This is a genomic window from Sulfitobacter sediminis, assembly GCF_040811725.1.
Taxonomy (GTDB): Bacteria; Pseudomonadota; Alphaproteobacteria; order Rhodobacterales; family Rhodobacteraceae; genus Sulfitobacter; species Sulfitobacter sediminis.
This window is the reverse complement of sequence record NZ_JBFNXX010000014.1, coordinates 1-17,773: the sequence shown is the minus strand read 5'-3', so window position 1 is coordinate 17,773 and position 17,773 is coordinate 1. Positions and strand designations below refer to the sequence as shown.

Below are 17,773 nucleotides of genomic sequence, written 5' to 3'. Positions count from 1 at the left end.
TTCTCCCTATTCGGCCGCGTGGCGGGGTGCAGAGTTGATCGGATTGTCCATCCGCGAGAGCATGTCGCGCACTTGCGGGCATCCGGCGTTGGGATCGGGGCCAAAAAGTACTTCGCTTTCCTCCCAGACCTCGTCCAGGGCCTCCAGATCGGTGGGGTCTACCTCGGGCTGATTGAGCAATTCCGCCACGGCCTCGTGGTCGGCCTTCACGCCGGAAAGCTGCAAAAGGCTGGCGAACACGGCCCCATAGGGGCTCTCACGTCGGCAAAGCCGCGCGTTCAACGCCTCAAAAATATGAGCCGCGTCCGCCAGAGTCTCCTGTGCTTCTGCGAAGGGACGCGTCGACAGGAATTCTAGCAGCACCGGCAGGTGGTCCGGCAATTCGGACGTGACGGGATCGAATCCGCCCGCCCGGTAAGTCTCGACCAGCGAGACCATGGCGCCGCCCCGGTCCCGGCTTTCGCCGTGAACATGCTCGAAGAGGTTGAGCGAGAGTGTGCGCGAGCGATCGAAAAGCAGCACGAACTGCTCTTCGAGTTCATAGATGTCGCGCCCGCCCAACTCCTCCAAGAGCGGGCGCAACGCCCGACGGGCCGCTCCGGTCAGCCTTGTATCAGAGGCCAGGACGGCCCCGATCTCGGGCATGGCCACTTGCAGTTCCCGCGTCGGGTAACTCAGGATCAGCGAAAGTGCTTTCAGTGTCCGGTCCATCTCACATCACCTCCGACGGCATTTTGAGGGGTTTCTTGGCACCGCCAAAAAGCGACTTGCCCGATGCTCCGGTAGAACACCCGTTGGTGTCGGTGAACCCACATCCGCCGCGCAGATCGTAGGCTTCCTCGACCTGCTCGCGGTGGGTTGTCGGGATCACGAAACGGTCCTCGTAATCCGCCAAAGCCATGATCTTGTACATGTCCTCGATCACCCGGCCCGACAGACCGACGCGGGCTGCGATGGCTTCGTCGATGACACCCTCCACGGTCTTCGACCGCATGTACGAGCGCATCGCCAGCATCCGTTCCAGCGCCGTGACAACCGGGGACTCGTCGCCAGCTGTCAGCATGTTGGCGAGATACCGCACGGGAATGCGCAGGTTCTTGACGTCCGGCATCCCGGCCTCGGTCCCGATCGCGCCCGCTTCGGCGGCGTTCTGGATCGGGCTGAGCGGCGGGATATACCAAACCATTGGCAGCGTCCGGTATTCGGGATGTAATGGGAAGGCGACCTTCCATTCCATCGCCATCTTCCAGATCGGGCTTTCTTGGGCTGCCTTGATCCAGTCCTCGGGGATACCGTCGGCACGCGCGGTTTCGATCACGACCGGGTCGCGCGGATCGAGGAAGACACCAAGTTGCGCGTCATAGAGATCGTGCTCGTTCTCCATGTTGGCGGCGTCTTCGATCTTGTCGGCGTCATAAAGCATCACGCCAAGATACCGGATCCGGCCCACGCAGGTTTCCGAGCACACCGTGGGGTTGCCACTCTCGATCCGGGGATAACAGAGTGTGCATTTCTCGGATTTGCCGGTCGACCAGTTGTAGTAGACCTTCTTGTACGGGCAGCCCGAGACACACATCCGCCAGCCCCGGCATTTTTCCTGGTCGATCATAACGATGCCGTCTTCCTCGCGCTTGTAGATCGCGCCCGAAGGGCAGGACGATGCACAGGCCGGGTTGAGGCAATGCTCGCAAAGCCGGGGGAGATACATCATGAAGGTGTTCTCGTATTCCCCGTAGATCTCCTTCTGGATACCCTCGAAGTTGTAGTCCTGGCTTCGCTTGGAGAATTCGCCACCCAGGATCTCCTCCCAGTTCGGACCTTTCTCGATCTTCTCGATCCGCTCACCGGTGATCTTCGAACGGGGGCGTGCGGTTGGGAAAGCTTCCATCTCGGGCGCGGATTTCAGGTGGTCGTAGTCGAAATCGAACGGCTCGTAGTAATCGTCGATCTCTGGCATCGCCGGGTTGGCGAAGATGTTGGACAGGATCCGCCACTTGGAGCCCTGCTTGGGCTGCAACTTGCCGGATTTCGTCCGTTCCCAGCCGCCCTTCCAGCGCGCCTGGTTTTCCCAGTCGGTCGGATAGCCGGTGCCTGGCTTGGTCTCCACATTATTGAACCAGGCGTATTCGACACCGTCGCGGCTGGTCCAGACGTTCTTGCAGGTGACGGAGCATGTGTGGCACCCGATGCATTTATCCAGGTTGAGCACCATGCCGATTTGTGCGCGGATTCTCATTCTGCTGCCTCCTGTGCAGGCGCTTTCCAGCTCTTCTCGCGATCGAGCCAGTCGACTTTCTTCATCTTCCTGACGACGACGAATTCGTCCCGGTTCGCCCCTACGGTGCCGTAGTAGTTGAAGCCGTAGGATTGCTGGGCGTAGCCGCCGATCATGTGGGTGGGTTTCAGGACCGCGCGGGTGACGGAGTTGTGGATGCCCCCGCGATGGCCGGTCTTTTCCGATCCGGGCGTATTCACGATCTTTTCCTGGGCGTGATACATGAACGTGGTGCCGTCCTTGATCCGCTGCGACACCACCGCCCGCGCGGTGAGCGCGCCGTTGGTGTTGTAAAGCTCCACCCAGTCGTTATCGACGATTCCCGCCGACTTGGCGTCGTTCTCGGAGATCCAGATCACCGGCCCGCCCCTGTTGAGCGTCAGCATCAGCAGGTTGTCGGAATAGGTGGAGTGGATGCCCCACTTCTGGTGCGGTGTGATGAAGTTCAGCACGAGGTTGTCACCTTCGTCCCGCACGTCCTTGGTTATGGTCTTCAAATCCACCGGAGGCCGGTAGGACATGAAGCCTTCGCCGAAGGCCCGCATCCACAGGTGATCCTGATACAGCTGCTGACGGCCCGTCAGTGTGCGCCAGGGGATCAGCTCGTGCACGTTGGTGTAGCCCGCGTTGTAGCTGACCTTCTCGCTTTCGATGCCCGACCACGTGGGCGAGGAGATGATCTTTCGGGGCTGTGCCGCGATGTCGTGGAAGCGTATCTTCTGGTGGTGCTCACCTTCCGCCAGATGCGCATGATTGCGCCCCGTGGCCTTGGACAAAGCTTCCCATGCTTTCACGGCAACATTGCCGTTGGTCTCGGGCGCTAGCATCAGGATCACTTCGCAGGCGTCGATGGCGGTATCGATCTTCGGCCTTCCCGCCGCCGCACCATCCAGTTGCACGCCGTTCAGGGCCGACAGGTTGTCGATCTCTTCCTGCGTATTCCAGGCGATGCCCTTGCCGCCGTTCCCAAGCTTGTCGAGTGCGGGACCGAGCGCCGTGAAGCGGTCGTAGATCGCCGTGTAGTCACGCTCCACCGCCACGTAGGCCGGGGCTGTCTTGCCCGGGATCAGGTCGCATTCGCCCTTCTTCCAGTCCTTCACCTGATCCTGCGCTATTTCGGCGGGGGTGTCGTGCAGGATCGGAAGCGCGACGATGTCGGTTTCCTGGCCAAGGTAGCCCGGCACGATCTGCTGGAATTTCTTCGCGATCGCCTTGAAGATTTCCCAGTCGGATCTGCTCTCATAGGCCGGGTCGACCGCCGCTTGCAGCGGATGGATGAACGGGTGCATATCGGACGTGTTCATGTCGTCCTTTTCGTACCAGCTGGCCGTTGGCAGAACGATGTCGGAGTAGACCGCAGTGGTGCTCATCCGGAAGTCGATGGTCACCAGCAGGTCGAGCTTTCCGCGCGGCGCGTCTGGGTGCCACTTGGCCTCCTTCGGCAGTTGCGCACCCTCCTCGCCCAGGTCCTTGCCCATGACGCCGTTGTCGGTGCCCAGAAGGTGCTTGAGGAAGTATTCATGGCCTTTGCCGGACGAGCCCAGAAGGTTCGAACGCCACACGAACAGGTTCCGCGGCCAGTTTGCCGGGTTGTCCGGATCCTCGCAGGACATTTCCAGGTCGCCCGACTTCAGGTTTTCCGCGACATAGGCCGGGATCTCCTTGCCTGCCGCCTTTGCCGCTCTGGCCACCTCGAGCGGGTTGGTCTTGAGCTGCGGTGCCGATGGCAGCCAGCCCATGCGCTCGGCGCGGATGTTGTAGTCGATCAGGCTGATATCCCAATCGCCCTCGGGGGCCGTGGGGGACAGGATTTCATCGGCCTTCAGCGTCTCGTAGCGCCACTGGTCCGTATGGGCATACCAGGCCGAGGTCGAGTTCATGTGCCGCGGCGGACGGTTCCAGTCGAGCGCGAATGCCAATGGTTGCCAGCCCGTTTGCGGACGCAGCTTTTCCTGGCCTACGTAATGCGCCCAGCCGCCGCCGGATTGCCCGACGCAGCCGCACATCACCAGCATGTTGATGACGCCACGATAGTTCATGTCCATGTGGAACCAGTGGTTCATCGCGGCGCCGATGATGATCATCGACTTGCCCTGGGTCTTTTCGGCATTGTCGGCAAAACCGCGGGCGACATGAATGATCTTGTCCGCGGGAACGCCGGTGATCTTCTCGGCCCATGCGGGCGTCCCGGGCATGTCGTCTCCGTAATCGGACGTGACCCAATCGCCGCCGAGGCCGCGATCCAGTCCGTAATTGGCGCAGAACAGGTCGAAAACCGTCGCGACCGCAATCTCCCCACCTTCCGTCTTGATCCTCTTGACCGGAATGTTGCGCGTCAGGACATTGGGGTGCTTTGCATCGGTCTTGAACTGGCCATAGGCCTCACCGCCAAAATAGGGGAAGTCGACACCGATAACGTCGTCGTGATCTTCTTCGAGCACCAGCGACATCTTCAGCCGGGTTTCGGTCGTCTTGGCCTTTTCCTCGAGGTTCCATTCGCCCTCTTGGCCCCAGCGATAGCCGACCGAGCCGTTCGGAGCGACCAGCGTCTCGGACTTTTCATCGAAAGCGACGGTCTTCCATTGGGGGTTGTTCTCTTCCCCCAGCTTTCCGTCCAGATCGTCAGCGCGAAGAAAGCGGCCGGGGACAAGCTTGCCGTCTTTCTCGTCCAGCCGCACGAGCATCGGGAAGTCGGAATACTTGCGCGTGTACTCTTCGAAATACTCGGCCTGACGGTCCAGGTGGAACTCGCGCAGGATGACGTGGCCGAAGGCCATGGCGAGTGCGGCGTCGGTGCCCTGCTTGACGTTCAGCCAGACATCACCGAATTTTGCGGCCTCGGAATAGTCGGGGCAGATGACGGCGGATTTGGTGCCCTTGTAACGCGCCTCCGTATAGAAATGCGCGTCTGGCGTCCGGGTCTGCGGAACGTTCGAGCCCCAGAGAAGCAGGTAGCCGGAATTGTACCAGTCCGCGCTTTCGGGCACGTCGGTCTGCTCGCCCCAAGTCATGGGCGAAGCCGGTGGCAGGTCGCAGTACCAGTCGTAGAACGACATGCACACGCCACCCATCAGGCTGAGGTAGCGGGAGCCGGCGGCATAGCTGACCATCGACATCGCCGGGATCGGCGAGAAGCCGAAGACGCGGTCCGGGCCGTAGGTCTTCGCCGTGTAGGCGTTTGCGGCGGCGACGATCTCGGTTGCCTCGTCCCAGCTTGCACGTACAAAACCGCCCTTTCCGCGGGTCTGGACGTAGGAGGCGCGGAGGATCGGGTCGGACTGAAGCTTGGTCCATGCCTCGATGGGTTCCATCGTCTCGCGCAGCTTGCGCCAGGCTTTCATCAGACGGCCGCGGATCAGTGGGTTCTTCACCCGGTTCGCGGAGTAAAGATACCAGCTGTAGGAAGCGCCCCTTGCACATCTGCGTGGCTCGTGGTTGGGCAGATCGGCGCGGGTGCGCGGGTAGTCCGTCTGCTGCGTCTCCCAGGTCACGATACCGGACTTGACGTAGATCTTCCACGAACACGATCCGGTGCAGTTGACCCCGTGGGTGGAGCGAACGACCTTATCGTGCCGCCAGCGGTTGCGGTAGGTCTCCTCCCAGGCGCGGCTTTCGCTGGTAGCCTTGCCGAACCCGTCCGAGAACTCTTCGAGGGTCGCGGACTGGAGGAAGTTCAATCTGTCGAGCAGATCGCTCATGTCGTTGTCTCCTTGGATCGCGGGGGCCGCGCCACGGATGGCAGCGCGGCAACATGGTCATGGGGTCAGCAGGGAACCGGTGCGCCTTTGCGGCTGTCCGCTCTTGCACCGCGACGACCGCTATTGCCAACACCGGGCATTCGCTGCGACTGCGTCCCACGTCTCAGATGCGGACGAAGCGGCCGTTTGGTTCCCTTCCGTGATGGGCGCATTTTTTCCCAATGCGGCCATCCACACCCGACTTGGCGGAATTCTTTGGTCTAGCCCGCTGCTTTCATTCCAAGAGGCCTTCTTGCGGATAGAAGTGGCTGGCCCAAGTCGCTCCTCAATGCATCCCAGCGCCTGTAACGATGAGTATGGCCCCGGCGCATACGACAATTGCAATCGCCCCATGCCACCACTTCAATGTCTCGTTCTTGAAGACCAACGCCCCCATCAGAGAGGTCCAGACAGGGACCGTTGCAACAATCGACGTGGTAATGGTCACCGACCCGATTGCCAGTGATTGCTGGACTAGCGCGAACCCAAGCCCGACGAGAATACCATTCAAAACGAATAGCCGGTGTCCGACACTGAGATTCACGACTCTTCCCAGCGTGCCTGAGCCGACCACCATCAGGAAGATGACCAGAACCGAGACAGTCGACATGACAGTCATCGCAAACATCGGCTCGGCAAGGTAATTGTATCCGGCCTTGGCGAGCGGCATGCCGAGTGCCCGGGCCAAAGCGGCAAACAAGGGCAGCAGAAGAACGTAGAAAGCGCGGTTTCTCCAGTTCAGGCCGCGCGCAGCGGCCGCTGCGAACAGCGCGCCCATCAGCAGAGCGATTCCCAAGGCCTGTTGCAGCGTTACCGGTTCCCCAAGAAACACCACAGCCGGCGCTGCCGCAAACAACGGCAGAAACGCACCGAAGGCCGAGGTCAGGGCCGGTCCAACGTTCTTGGTTGCCGAGATCTGGAGCCTTTGCGCGGTTGCCGGGAAGAAGATGCCGGCAATCACAAAGAATATGACGGCCTCGGACGTCCAGAAGTCCCGCCGAAACCCCCACCCGGCGACAAGCCAGAACATCGCCGCCATGGTTGCGACGCTCACGAGCGTACCGGCAAGGTCCTCAAGATGCCGAACGGCATGCCTCTGGACGTGTAACGACAGTGAAAATGCGATGGCCGCGACCAAAGAGAAAAGAACGGAAAGCGCCATTTTCCCCATCAGCTCCATTTGCTGGCCTTGCAATTAGGGCGACATGCGGTGGATTTCGGAGTCCGGCCTGCCTACAAGATGACGGCTTCCAGCCGTTTGCGCTACAGGTATTTTGTGCCGAGCATCCAAGGTGCCGGATATCACAGATAAATGCGAGCGGGCGAATCGCACACCCATCCGTTCGTGCGCAACGATCAGGTCTTTTTCAGTGCGGTCACTCAGGTGAGGTGCAGAGCTTTCATCTCAGGACACACGGCATGCATATATGTCGGTGACCGAAGCCAAGCCTACGCCGCGGCGTCAATCTCTATTTGCGGTGTTATCCTGAAGCGCCCAGGCTGCGGCCTCGCGACCGACCATAGCCTCAAGCCGTCGAGCAACCTCCGATATTTCGTCAGACGTCAGCAAGGCAGGCCACTCACGCCGCCCGCCGCTGCGGAAGAATGCTTCTGCCTGTTTGAAAACGGTGGCGTCACCGTAGGGTGCAGTTTCGCGGGCGCGCGAACGCATCGCATCGAGCGTTGCCGCCTCAACGATCGCACTGAGACGATCCGCATCCAAGGCAACGTTGAGGATGTCGGCCAGTCGACCCACCTGCCCGCCCAGATCGCCCCACAACGCATCGTAGTGGAACAGATGAACGTTCGACTCGTGTCGGCGCTCCCAAGTTGCGCGGAGCGTGTTTGCATAATCGCTTAGCCCGAGCAGGCCTGCGCCGTTCGGTTCGACCTCGCTGTCGATCCAGTATCGAAGGTAGGCCGCCGGGTCGGTAGGCAGTGGCGGCGGTGGCGGCTCTGGCGGACGGCCCGTTACCTGGGCCACCAACTCGCGGATATGGATCGGGTCAGAATTCTCGATATGGTTCCGCCATGATAACGCGGCATCGAGCGGATGCCTGAAAACGGTGATATAGATCCAAGAGTCACGCCATGGCAGCCCATCGAGCGGCGTGTGGGTCTTGATAAACCGGCGATGGGTCTGATCGCCGAGGGTCTCGAAGACCTGTTGCTCGCTAGTGAACAGGGCATCCAGCCATGGCGAGATGCGCGTCAATGGTTGCCCAAATTCTGTGGTCCCCATTAGGAGCATGCCTACGAGGTGCTGCACCCATGTGGTCCCGCATTTCGCGGGCGTTGCAATGATTACGTCGTCCGGCCGTGGCAGAAATCTTTCCCACCGCGAGCTATCGATTAAAAACCCCTTGTAAGTGCGCAATTAGCGTTGCCCCGAGCCTAGCTGCCGTTTGCCTAAAGGCACGCGACTGTGAAGAACCTCTATCATCGAAAATTTCTACTCTCGCTCCTCGCAAAAAAGCGTGAAGCGAAGATGCGCAGCGGTCAAGCCAGGATGTGATCGAAAATTTCTTAATTTGGGGTATTCGTCCAAACGGTGCAAGATACATGTTTGTTTCGTCTTTAACAGAAGAATTGCCGCGCTCGTCGCGTCAACGTTCTCGAAAAGACGTAACTGTGCCTGCTGTGCCTTCGCCGCACCCTTACAAAAGGACCTCATTGGGCTCTTCTGAGACATCCGAGTCTTTCTATCGGATGACCTCAAAGCCGCCGTCAGCAGTCATTATGCCTAGCTCGCGGCGCGGCAAAGTCCGCTTTTGCGCACAACGACAGCTCTTACTAACTTCGGCCATTCGCAGCGGACACGATCGATGTCTCAGATGCGGAGATGGTGTTGAAAAAGTCCGTTGATTGGTTGGTCTGCCGCTGATTCACTCTGATTAAGAGTGGAGGTGCGGCGATGATGCGTGCCCGCTCAAACCGCAATGCTGCCCAGGTGATCCCGGGCGACGCGTCATGCGGTCAGTCCACGAAGCAGCCAGAGATGTTGCCCGCGATATCCGAAAAACAGACGCCTACATGACCTCGTTCATTCAAAGGCGGAAAGTCGAAATGCTGTTCGCACACCTGAAGAGATACATTGGCGTGCCGATGATGCGACTTCGAGGACCCAAAGGCGCATACGAACAGTTCCAGCTCGCAGCCACAGCACAGAACCTCAGAAAACTCGCCAAACTGGTCCCGCAACCAGAACTAACAGGCTGAGAGGAGCGGCCTTGCGGCTTTGGGCTTCGCTCATCGGCAGCTCTGACCCAGACTTCTTCAACACTATCCGGACAAAACAGTCACTCGTCACGATATCAAAGCGGGCTGGATTTAGGCGCTTACTTGTGTCGGCGCGCTCATGAAAAAAGGTTCATTACTGTCAGAGACACGACGAGAAACAGTACAGTCATGATCCCGCCGCTCTTAATGAAGTCCGTTACTTTATAGCCAGCAGGTCCCATGATGAGAGCGTTGACTTGATGCGTTGGAATTAGAAACGAGTTCGAAGTCGAGATCGCGACCGTCAAGGCGAACAGCGCCGGGTCGCCGCCTGCCGCAACGGCAATTGATACTGCGAGCGGTACGAGTAGAACGGTTGCGCCAACATTTGACATGATGAGCGTAAAGATGGTGGCGAGTATCGCCAGCCCCGCTTGCAGAGACCACAAAGGCCAGCCCTCTAGCAGCAATAGAATCTGTTGAGCGATCCATGAGGCGGTGCCTGAGCTTTGCACTGCTTGGCCAAGTGGTATCAGGCTTGCCAAGAGAAACACTGTACTCCAGCTCACGGCTTCGTAGGCGTTGTCGATATCTAGAACTCCGGTCAAGATCATTCCAGCGGCGCCCGTGAGCAAGCAAAGCGAGAGACGCAAGTCGGTGAACAGAATAAGTGATAGAGAAATCACAAAGAACAGAAGAGCCCAGCCGACTTTCTTTGGGCGCAGTTCCTCCTGAGGAAAATCTGTTGTCACAACAACGAAATCACGATTTCTGCTTAGCCTGGTGAGCGCTTCCCAAGTTGTCAAAATAACCAGTGTATCTCCCGCGCGAAAAGGGACTTCGGCGATTTGGGTCGGCGCGTGATCTTCGGTCGCCACGAGACTTAGCGTTTCTTCCCCCCTGTGAATTGCCAACATGCTTGCTCCATAAGTAGTCCGAAACACGACATCGTGCGCGCACTTGCCAATCAGCGAAGAGCCAGGTGGGATGACAACCTCGGCAACGCCAGACCTAGTGGGGGCGTAATCTTCGGCGAAGACATCCAGTCTGTCGTGGAGCGTAAACCCTGCATCCTCGGCCATAAAGCGGACTTCTTTTTCGCGGCCGAGCACGGCAAGTCTGCAAGGCGGGGTGATTTTCGTTTGAATGACCGGGGCGAACCAGGTCTTTCCCTGATATGCGCTTCCAATGATATAGATATGATAACGCTGAATGACGTCATCGAATGTCTGGCCTTCGACAGGATGTCCTTCAGGGATCGTGACCTCAAAGATGTCTGTTTTCAGTCCATAGATATTCTTAAGATATTCTTTCATGGACTGGCCGCTTGTCGCATCGCCGTCTTTTTGTTCGCTCGGAAGAACGAAACGACCAAAGATCAAGAAATAGAGGATGCCAGTTGCAACCAAAGCCAGCCCGATAGGCGTTACCGAGAAGAGACCAAAAGTCTCCATCTGCTCTGCGTCCGGAAGCGCGACGTTCGCGGTAAGGATGAGATCATTCAAGAGTATCAGGGGAGACGATCCAACCATTGTCATCGTCCCTCCGAGGATCGCACAAAAGCCCATAGGCATCAGTAGCCTGCTCAGGGGCAAACCAGTGCGCACAGAAATGCGACTAACAACTGGCAGAAACAGCGCTGCTGCTCCCACGTTCTGCATGAATGACGAGATGACGCCAACAGTGCCGGCAATGATCGGCACAATTCGGCCTTCGGTGTTCCCGCCCTTTTGCAAAATGATTGCTGCGACCTTGCTCATGAGGCCGGTCTTGTCCAGACCGGCGCCTATAATCATAACCGCTATGATTGATACGACCGCATTTGACGCAAGACCGTCGAAAAGTTGGCTCACATCGGCAAGAGAATGCAAGCCCGGGAGCTGGCTCAAAAGGCCGAGAAGAACCATCACCAGTATCGCCGCAAGGTCAATGCGCACAACCTCGGAAACGAAAAGAACGACTGTAAAGGCCAGCAGGCCCAAGACGACGATCATTGGATAGGTCAGTATGATCACGTCCACGGTGTTCCCTCCTCGCTTTCGTCCTTCGGCTGAATGCTGTCAGGCTGTAGATATTTGTATTGGACAGAAAACCTCAGGCGAATTTCTGATGATGCAAGAGAGGCATATGGATCGGTCATCCTACAGTCTCTCTTTTCATCGGCTCTCTCAACTCCTCAAAATGATCCAGTTCGCTATGAAACCACGCCGTTCCGCGCGTCGCGCTGCTAAGCGCAAGCGAGAACTCTTCCTCCGCCACCATCGGCAGGAGAGCTCCGAAGACATCCCACCCCTCGGAGGCCGGATGCGTGTCGAAGCCTAGAACCTGTCCCCTGAGGCTGCTCACGAGCTGCACAAGGGCTCCGTCAAAGACTGATGGGACTTGAATTTCAAGCTTTGTAATTGGTTGCAGGATTGTCGTTCCCGCCGTTTCCAAGGCTTCCTTGACTGCATTGTACCCCGCCGTCCTGAAGGCGAAATCCGAGCTGTCGACCGAGTGCGATTTCCCGTCTTTCAGCTCTACTTTGATATCAACGACCGGGAAGCCTGACGGACCCTTGGACAGCGCATCGCGCGCTCCGGCCTCAACCGATGGAATGTAGTTTCGCGGTACCGCGCCCCCCTTAACTGTTTCAGCAAATGCAAAGCCACTTCCACGTCTGAGCGGGGAGACATCGACCACCACGTCCGCGAACTGTCCTGCTCCACCGGATTGCTTCCGGTGTCTGTGATAGATTGTGATCTTGCTCTGTATCGTTTCCCGCAGCTCCGCGGGAAGTGAGCTAGATTCAACGTTAATGCCGAATGCGTCAGCCAACTTTAAGATGATCGCGTTCAGGTGTTGTGGCCCTTGAACGCCGAGGACCTGAGAACCGCTAAGCTCATCTTGAGTGAGTTCCAGGCCCGGATCAATTTCGGAAAGTCGCGGCAACGCAGTCGCAAGTTTTCCTTCGTCTTTCTCGTGCTTGGGATGAATACGAAGTCTCAACGCCGGAGAATGCGCTGAGGCCCATGCAGGAAGTCGCAATGCTTCATTTTCTGTAAATAAACCTCCGGGAGAGATGTGATCGCTCTTGATTGCGACAGCGAACTCTCCCGCTTTGAGAGGCGAATTGATCGGCGACTTGGCGTCAAGTGAATTGAGGTTGCCTAGTTCACTACCCCCAAGCCGGCTTTTAGGTCTAAGACCGTCTTCCAATGCGCGAACGAGACTAATTTTTCCTAGATGCTTCTTGAAATCTCCAAGGCAGCCAACAGCACGCACGTTGTTTTCGGGACTAAGTCGATCGCGAAGCGTGCCGACAGAAGGCACTTCGTGGCGAAGCGACTTGAGCAGTCTTTGAAAACCATTACAGAGGGTTGCAGAGCCTAGGAAAGCAGGCACCAAATCGCGGTGCTGTAGCACCTTGGTCGAGATCGAGTAGACGTCTTTCGCGACTGGGGCCTTGTCCTCAATGATTTGTTCAAGCAGGCTATCATCGTAGTCCGCGAAGGCTTCTAACAGTTCAGACCTAGCCTGCTCCTCGCGTTCGCGCATGTTTTCAGGCAATTCAACCAGAGATGATCTGCATCCCTCGTGATAGGCCCAAGCGCGCTCTGAGATAAGGTCAATTACCCCTGTGATCTCATCCCCTACACGGATGGGAACCTGTCGCAAGACTATGCCGTGGCGGCAGTAGTGCTGAAGAGACGCGACGATATCTGCGACTCGCTCAGAAGTTACGTCGATCTTATTGATGAACAGGAAAGTTGGAATCTTCGCTTCATCAAGTAGACGAAGATAAGGAGCGGCCAAGACAGCTGCCTCCACTGCGGCCGGAACGCACAGGACAGCGGCATCGCACGCAGCAAGGACAGGTCCGATCTGCGACTGCGCATCATGGCCCCCGGGCACCTCAAGTGCCGCCCAGGCGTCCCCTATGTAGTCGAACGGGGTTATTGCCGTTTCACCTAGAAATGTCAGTGAACTTGATCGGGCTCCATCAATGCCCGCAATGCCATCAATCAGCGTTGATTTCCCGGACTGCGACGGCCCTATGACTCCAATGGCTCTCATGCTAATACCCCCTGTGCATTTTCGACATTCATAACAATGCCTGCTGTGCTCAGGTGGCTTGCGCACTGCATAATAGCCTGTAGCGGCTCTCTGCCTCTTGCAATCGCCCGTCAAACAAGTTGCGGCGCGTTTCATCAAAGCCTCTGACATTAGGGTCGGTCAGGTCAAGGCCTGCGGCAAGTCTTCTTGCGTAGGTCTGCAACGTGCTGCAGCAGTGTGCAGCTGCCAACTGCGGATTTTCTCAGTTGTCCGCCGAGTTGCCTTGAATGACGACTCCTGGCCATTTGAGCGCGGCGACCGTCTGCTCGTAACAGCAATAGCCATTCGCTGCGGATGCCTCAGACGTCTCAGTTGCGGACGAAGCAGACACCAGAGATTCTGTCTGGTGTCCGCTCACATGCTTTTTCGAAAAGGCTCTTTGACTAGGGCGTTAGGTCCATCGCTGACACCACTCGATCGTATGGCAGACCTGCCGTATCGTTTAGTTTGCGAACCTGGGCCTCGTCACTAGCCTCGAACAGACACATACAACGCCCATCCTCTGGTGCAAAAGTCGACCTGATATAGCTTACAGCTTCACCTTGATCAGACATCTGCTTAGCCTGCGAAATAGCGGCCTTTTGGGCGCCGCCTAAATCTTCCATGCTGATCCCAGCAAGGTTTCTTTCCACCATATACACTGGCATGGGCCTTCCTTTCCTAATCATTTTTGAAACACCACCATTTCAGCATCAGAAGTTCCCGGAAGGAACGAGCAATTCGTTATGGTTCAACAACTCAAGGTTTGAGTGAAATCGTGTATTGTAGGTGTCGATTTCGAAGCCAAGGACCTGCACTATGGAGATGTCACAGATCAGATACATGCTCGCCGCAGCAAAGCACCTGAACTTCACCAAAGCTGCAGCTGAGTGCAACGTCAGCCAGCCAGCTCTGACCAAGGGTGTCAAGACGCTGGAGGAAGAGTTGGGTGCGCCGGTATTTCATCGCGAAGGGCGGCGAATACTCATCTCAGATTTCGGAAAATCTATGCTTCCGCACCTTCAGCACATTGCTGATGAGGCTGAAGCAACACGCGCGTTGGCACAGAACTTTAGGCTTCTTGAGAAGGTACCGGTAAGGCTGGGCGTTCTGTCGACGGTCGGCCATGTTCGACTAGCGCGGTTTCTTGCCAATTTCGAAAAGCAGCACGCAGGAATGGAGTTGTCTGTAAGCGAGGCCAATCTGTCGGAGCTAAAAGACAAGCTGTCTGAGGGGGAGATTGATGTAGCCTTCATGACCGTGACTGAAGAACTGGAAAACGATTTCCGAGTTCACCCGCTCTATACAGAGCGATATATCGTTGTGTTTCCTCCGGAACACCGTCTTGGTCGTCTGAATGCAGTCCCATTGAAAGAGCTGTCTGGCGAGGATTACGTTGATCGACTCATTTGCGAAATGCGTGAGATGGTTATGTCGGTTTGCCAAACGGACGGCGTGGAGCTCTACGCGAGGTTTCGATCCGAACGCGAAGATTGGGTACAGGCGATGGTTCTCGCTGGTATTGGGTTCGCATTCATGCCGGAATACTCGGTGACACTTCCAGGTTTGCTGCAAAGGCCACTAGTCGAACCATCTGTCGAGAGAACCATTGCCGCCGTAACGGTCCCGGGGCGCAAACATTCGCCGCCAGTTGGAGCGTTGATGCGGGCGTCTCAATCATTTGCTTGGCCAGGTTAATCGCAGCGCGTTTTCGTTTGCTTTCACGCTCCGTGTAACCATTCGCTGCCGCGCAACCGCAGAAGTCTGATAGAATAGCCGCAATGGGGCTCCTTTGGGTCATCCGAGCTCTCTGATTGCGGCTTAAAGCTTTTCCAGTTTACGTAGAAGCATATCCGGCCTCGCAAAAGTAGTTCCAGCATTCTTGCGGGGTGTAGAGATCACAGATTTCGCTGAGGGCTTCGAACAGCCCCGTGAATGATCGCGCTCCAATACGCCTCAGGTGGGCTTTGAGTTTTGAGAACGCCATCTCGATCGGGTTCAGGTCCGGGCTGTAAGGCGGTAAGAACAGGAACCAGCAACCGTGTCCACTGCCTCACGCTTGGACATCTTTGCATTTTAGAGGCATTCAGCTCAAATATTTGCTTACTCCTAATAGCAGATGCCACGCTGAATGCCCAAACAATTTTGTACCGCAACTGCTAACCTCACGAGTTGGTCTTTTTCGATTTGGCCTGAGCGGCTATGGTTTTCGGATAGGTAAAATGGGTGCGCTATGAAACCAGCAGTCCAAATTATTTTCTCGACTTTCACTGCATGGATATTCTGCGCCTGTCTCGCCCAGGCCGAAGGCGTCCTGGATGGACGCGTTTTCATGGGTATGATCGGGCCCGAAGAAAACCCTGATCTTGAAGACAGCCTCCATTTCAGCGACGGACACTTCTGGTCCGATATCTGCACCCGCTGCGGCTTTGTGCCGGGCCGCTACGTGTCTGAAGGGACGGATGATGGTGTGCGCCTCTCAGGCGTTCTCGAAAGCGACGATCGCGGACACTTCAAATATGACGGCCTTGTCCGAGACAATGGCGCGATCACGGTTTCCATCCGTTGGGAGCGCAAACGCTGGTACTGGACTTCGAGCCGGGACATCACTTTTCGGGGGTCCCAAACGCCCTCTGCTGATCCTTCTCTGGCTGAAGCTCGAAGCGAGATGCAAGGCTTCGATCCGACCGAGAACCCACTATGCGCGCGCTTTTGAAGCGCCTGTGGGCCGCTCCGCGCGCATTTGCGCTATACGTTACCCTTCTGGCTGCGGGCTGGATCGCGGGAGAAACCTTTTTGAGCGTCACCATCCCAGAGATGCGGCCAATGAACGAGCCTTTGATCCACAGGCTGGTTATGGGGTCTCTGGTCCTGTTTGTGGTGACTGCTGCAATTCCCTTTGTACCGGGTGCAGAAATTGGGTTCGCTTTGTTGCTGATGTTTGGAGGCAAGGCATCCCCCATCGTGTATGCTGGCATGGTCGGCGCGCTTGTTTTGTCGTTTAGCATCGCCCGCTTCGTACCGCTTCACTCGCTTGCGAGGTTGTCATTCTGGTTAAGGCTGAGGCGCACCGCCAGCTTTGTTGACGCCTTGGCCAAAACACCCAGACACGAACGCCCAAAGATGATCTCGGAAAAGCTCAACAGTCGCCTCAGCCATCTAGCTGTCAGGAATCGATACGTTGTCTTGGCTCTCCTTCTGAACCTGCCGGTAAACTCGGTCATTGGTGGCGGAGGCGGTCTTGCGTTCATGGCGGGCTTGTCCGGGATCTACAGTTTTTGGGCTTTTCTGATCACCGTACTGATCGCTGTCGCACCTTTTCCTTTAATGTTTGTGGTCCTGGAGCTGTAACCCCGTTTCAGTGCAAACGGCCACTTAGTGAGCGGGGCCATCCTTAGCAGTCGTCTCAGCGAACGGCCGGTGTCCGCTCTTGAGACATATTCTGCAGCTTCACCCATTGACGTTTAAAGGCTCTTCCCAGCCCTTAGCTGCGCTCAAAATTAAGGTCCTTTGAGCGGATGCACTGTCATTCTGCAGCGACACATGCACAAGCCGCTCAGTAGATCTAGGGTAGCTTGCCGCGACTACTCCCGCAGTTCGATATTACGCTCCTGGAAAGCCTTCGTTGCGTTTGTGTGAGGGTAAGGCTTTTCCGGGACAGGCACTTCAAGGAATGCGCAAAGCGGCTCCCAGCCTGATCCAAGCTCGTAAGTTAGGAGTCGGTCTGCTGGTATGGCTGACTTTACAGCAGCAATGTGCTCCTCAAAGTCTGCAATCGCACGGTCCTTAGTGGCGAAGCGGTCGCCGAGAAAAACATCCACAAATTCCTGTATCTGACGCATGTGTGGTGCTTCAGGCGGCATCTCGGTCTCACGAAAGACCTTGATCGTCTTGGAGTAGGACGCCCACCAATCCTCGGGGTCACGGATAGAAAGGATGATCTTCGCCTCCGGGTATCGCTCAGCGGATTCGCGCCAAAGATGGGCGCCTGGCCAATCCACTTGCGAACGGTAGCCCTCAAATAGAAGGTCTAGATCGAGGGGTGCCCCGCCGCAGAAATAGTCGTGCCACGGTTGGGCTTTCTCCGGGTTATCTCGGATCTCGTGCATATGGTGACAGGGCCCCAAACCAAGGATGTTTAGAGCTTCCCGGAGTGAATCCGTCCCGGTCCGGCCAAAGCCCGCGCCAATAACGTCCAGTGCCATAGGTCAATATCCTTGTGATGATCAGTCGTCTCAAAGTATCAGCAACACGCACCAAGCACACTGGAACCGACGGCACCGCATAGCAATTGAAATAATGCGAAACAGGGGGTGTTGGATAGCGCGGAAGCAATGGGCTCGTTCCTGCCTTTAGCTGCGCTTGGTATCGAGGTCCGCTGAGCGGAGATGGTGTTGAAAAAGTCCGTTGATTGGTTGGTCTGCCGCTGATTCACTCTGATTAAGAGTGGAGGTGCGGCGATGATGGG

12 protein-coding genes and 2 pseudogenes are annotated in these 17,773 nt (G+C 57.0%); 4 read left to right on the top strand and 10 right to left on the bottom strand.

What is annotated here, in order from left to right; translation table 11 throughout:
• Nucleotides 1-6: 6 nt before the first annotated feature.
• From narJ to AB2B41_RS16735, 5 genes are all read right to left on the bottom strand, one after another.
• Nucleotides 7-711, bottom strand: coding sequence for a nitrate reductase molybdenum cofactor assembly chaperone (narJ, locus tag AB2B41_RS16755; protein WP_367878965.1), 705 nt, complete (start codon nt 709-711; stop codon nt 7-9).
• A gap of 1 nt (nt 712) precedes the next feature.
• Complete coding sequence (gene narH / locus AB2B41_RS16750; protein WP_367878964.1) at nt 713-2,236, bottom strand: nitrate reductase subunit beta; 1,524 nt, start codon at nt 2,234-2,236, stop codon at nt 713-715.
• Nucleotides 2,233-5,973, bottom strand: coding sequence for a nitrate reductase subunit alpha (locus AB2B41_RS16745; RefSeq protein ID WP_367878963.1), 3,741 nt, complete (start codon nt 5,971-5,973; stop codon nt 2,233-2,235). The genes narH and AB2B41_RS16745 overlap by 4 nt, the downstream gene beginning before the upstream one ends.
• Nucleotides 5,974-6,298: 325 nt before the next feature.
• Nucleotides 6,299-7,192 (bottom strand): EamA family transporter, encoded by an 894-nt coding sequence (locus tag AB2B41_RS16740; protein ID WP_367878962.1) that lies wholly within the window; start codon nt 7,190-7,192, stop codon nt 6,299-6,301.
• A gap of 282 nt (nt 7,193-7,474) precedes the next feature.
• The gene (locus AB2B41_RS16735; protein ID WP_367878961.1) at nt 7,475-8,389 is read right to left on the bottom strand and encodes a sulfotransferase domain-containing protein; all 915 of its coding nucleotides are present in this window, start codon (nt 8,387-8,389) and stop codon (nt 7,475-7,477) included.
• Nucleotides 8,390-8,934: 545 nt separating this feature from the next.
• On the opposite strand from AB2B41_RS16735, the pseudogene AB2B41_RS16730 reads away from it, so the two are divergent.
• A pseudogene (locus AB2B41_RS16730) lies at nt 8,935-9,231 on the top strand (transposase); the annotation flags it as partial.
• Nucleotides 9,232-9,368: 137 nt separating this feature from the next.
• On the opposite strand, the gene AB2B41_RS16725 reads toward AB2B41_RS16730, so the two are convergent.
• The 3 genes from AB2B41_RS16725 to AB2B41_RS16715 all read right to left on the bottom strand — a co-directional run bounded on the left by AB2B41_RS16725 (nt 9,369) and on the right by AB2B41_RS16715 (nt 13,961).
• Nucleotides 9,369-11,252, bottom strand: a complete 1,884-nt coding sequence (locus AB2B41_RS16725; protein ID WP_367878960.1) for an SLC13 family permease — start codon at nt 11,250-11,252, stop codon at nt 9,369-9,371.
• Nucleotides 11,253-11,367: 115 nt separating this feature from the next.
• Nucleotides 11,368-13,287: an elongation factor G gene (locus AB2B41_RS16720; protein ID WP_367878959.1), complete on the bottom strand. Its 1,920-nt coding sequence runs from the start codon at nt 13,285-13,287 to the stop codon at nt 11,368-11,370.
• A gap of 422 nt (nt 13,288-13,709) precedes the next feature.
• Nucleotides 13,710-13,961, bottom strand: coding sequence for a DUF4242 domain-containing protein (locus tag AB2B41_RS16715; RefSeq protein ID WP_367879051.1), 252 nt, complete (start codon nt 13,959-13,961; stop codon nt 13,710-13,712).
• Between the two features lie 163 nt (nt 13,962-14,124).
• On the opposite strand from AB2B41_RS16715, the gene AB2B41_RS16710 reads away from it, so the two are divergent.
• On the top strand, nt 14,125-15,003 hold the full coding sequence (locus tag AB2B41_RS16710; protein ID WP_367878958.1) for a LysR family transcriptional regulator: 879 nt from the start codon (nt 14,125-14,127) through the stop codon (nt 15,001-15,003).
• A 139-nt stretch (nt 15,004-15,142) separates the two neighbouring features.
• Here the strand turns inward: AB2B41_RS16710 and AB2B41_RS16705 are convergent.
• Nucleotides 15,143-15,340 (bottom strand): annotated as a pseudogene (locus tag AB2B41_RS16705) (transposase); the annotation flags it as partial.
• Between the two features lie 198 nt (nt 15,341-15,538).
• Between AB2B41_RS16705 and AB2B41_RS16700 the strand changes: the two are divergent.
• On the top strand, nt 15,539-16,021 hold the full coding sequence (locus AB2B41_RS16700; protein ID WP_367878957.1) for a hypothetical protein: 483 nt from the start codon (nt 15,539-15,541) through the stop codon (nt 16,019-16,021).
• On the top strand, nt 16,006-16,656 hold the full coding sequence (locus AB2B41_RS16695; protein WP_367878956.1) for a hypothetical protein: 651 nt from the start codon (nt 16,006-16,008) through the stop codon (nt 16,654-16,656). The genes AB2B41_RS16700 and AB2B41_RS16695 overlap by 16 nt, the downstream gene beginning before the upstream one ends.
• A 233-nt stretch (nt 16,657-16,889) precedes the next feature.
• On the opposite strand, the gene AB2B41_RS16690 is transcribed toward AB2B41_RS16695, so the two are convergent.
• Nucleotides 16,890-17,510, bottom strand: coding sequence for a sulfotransferase family protein (locus AB2B41_RS16690; protein WP_367878955.1), 621 nt, complete (start codon nt 17,508-17,510; stop codon nt 16,890-16,892).
• Nucleotides 17,511-17,773 lie beyond the last annotated feature (263 nt).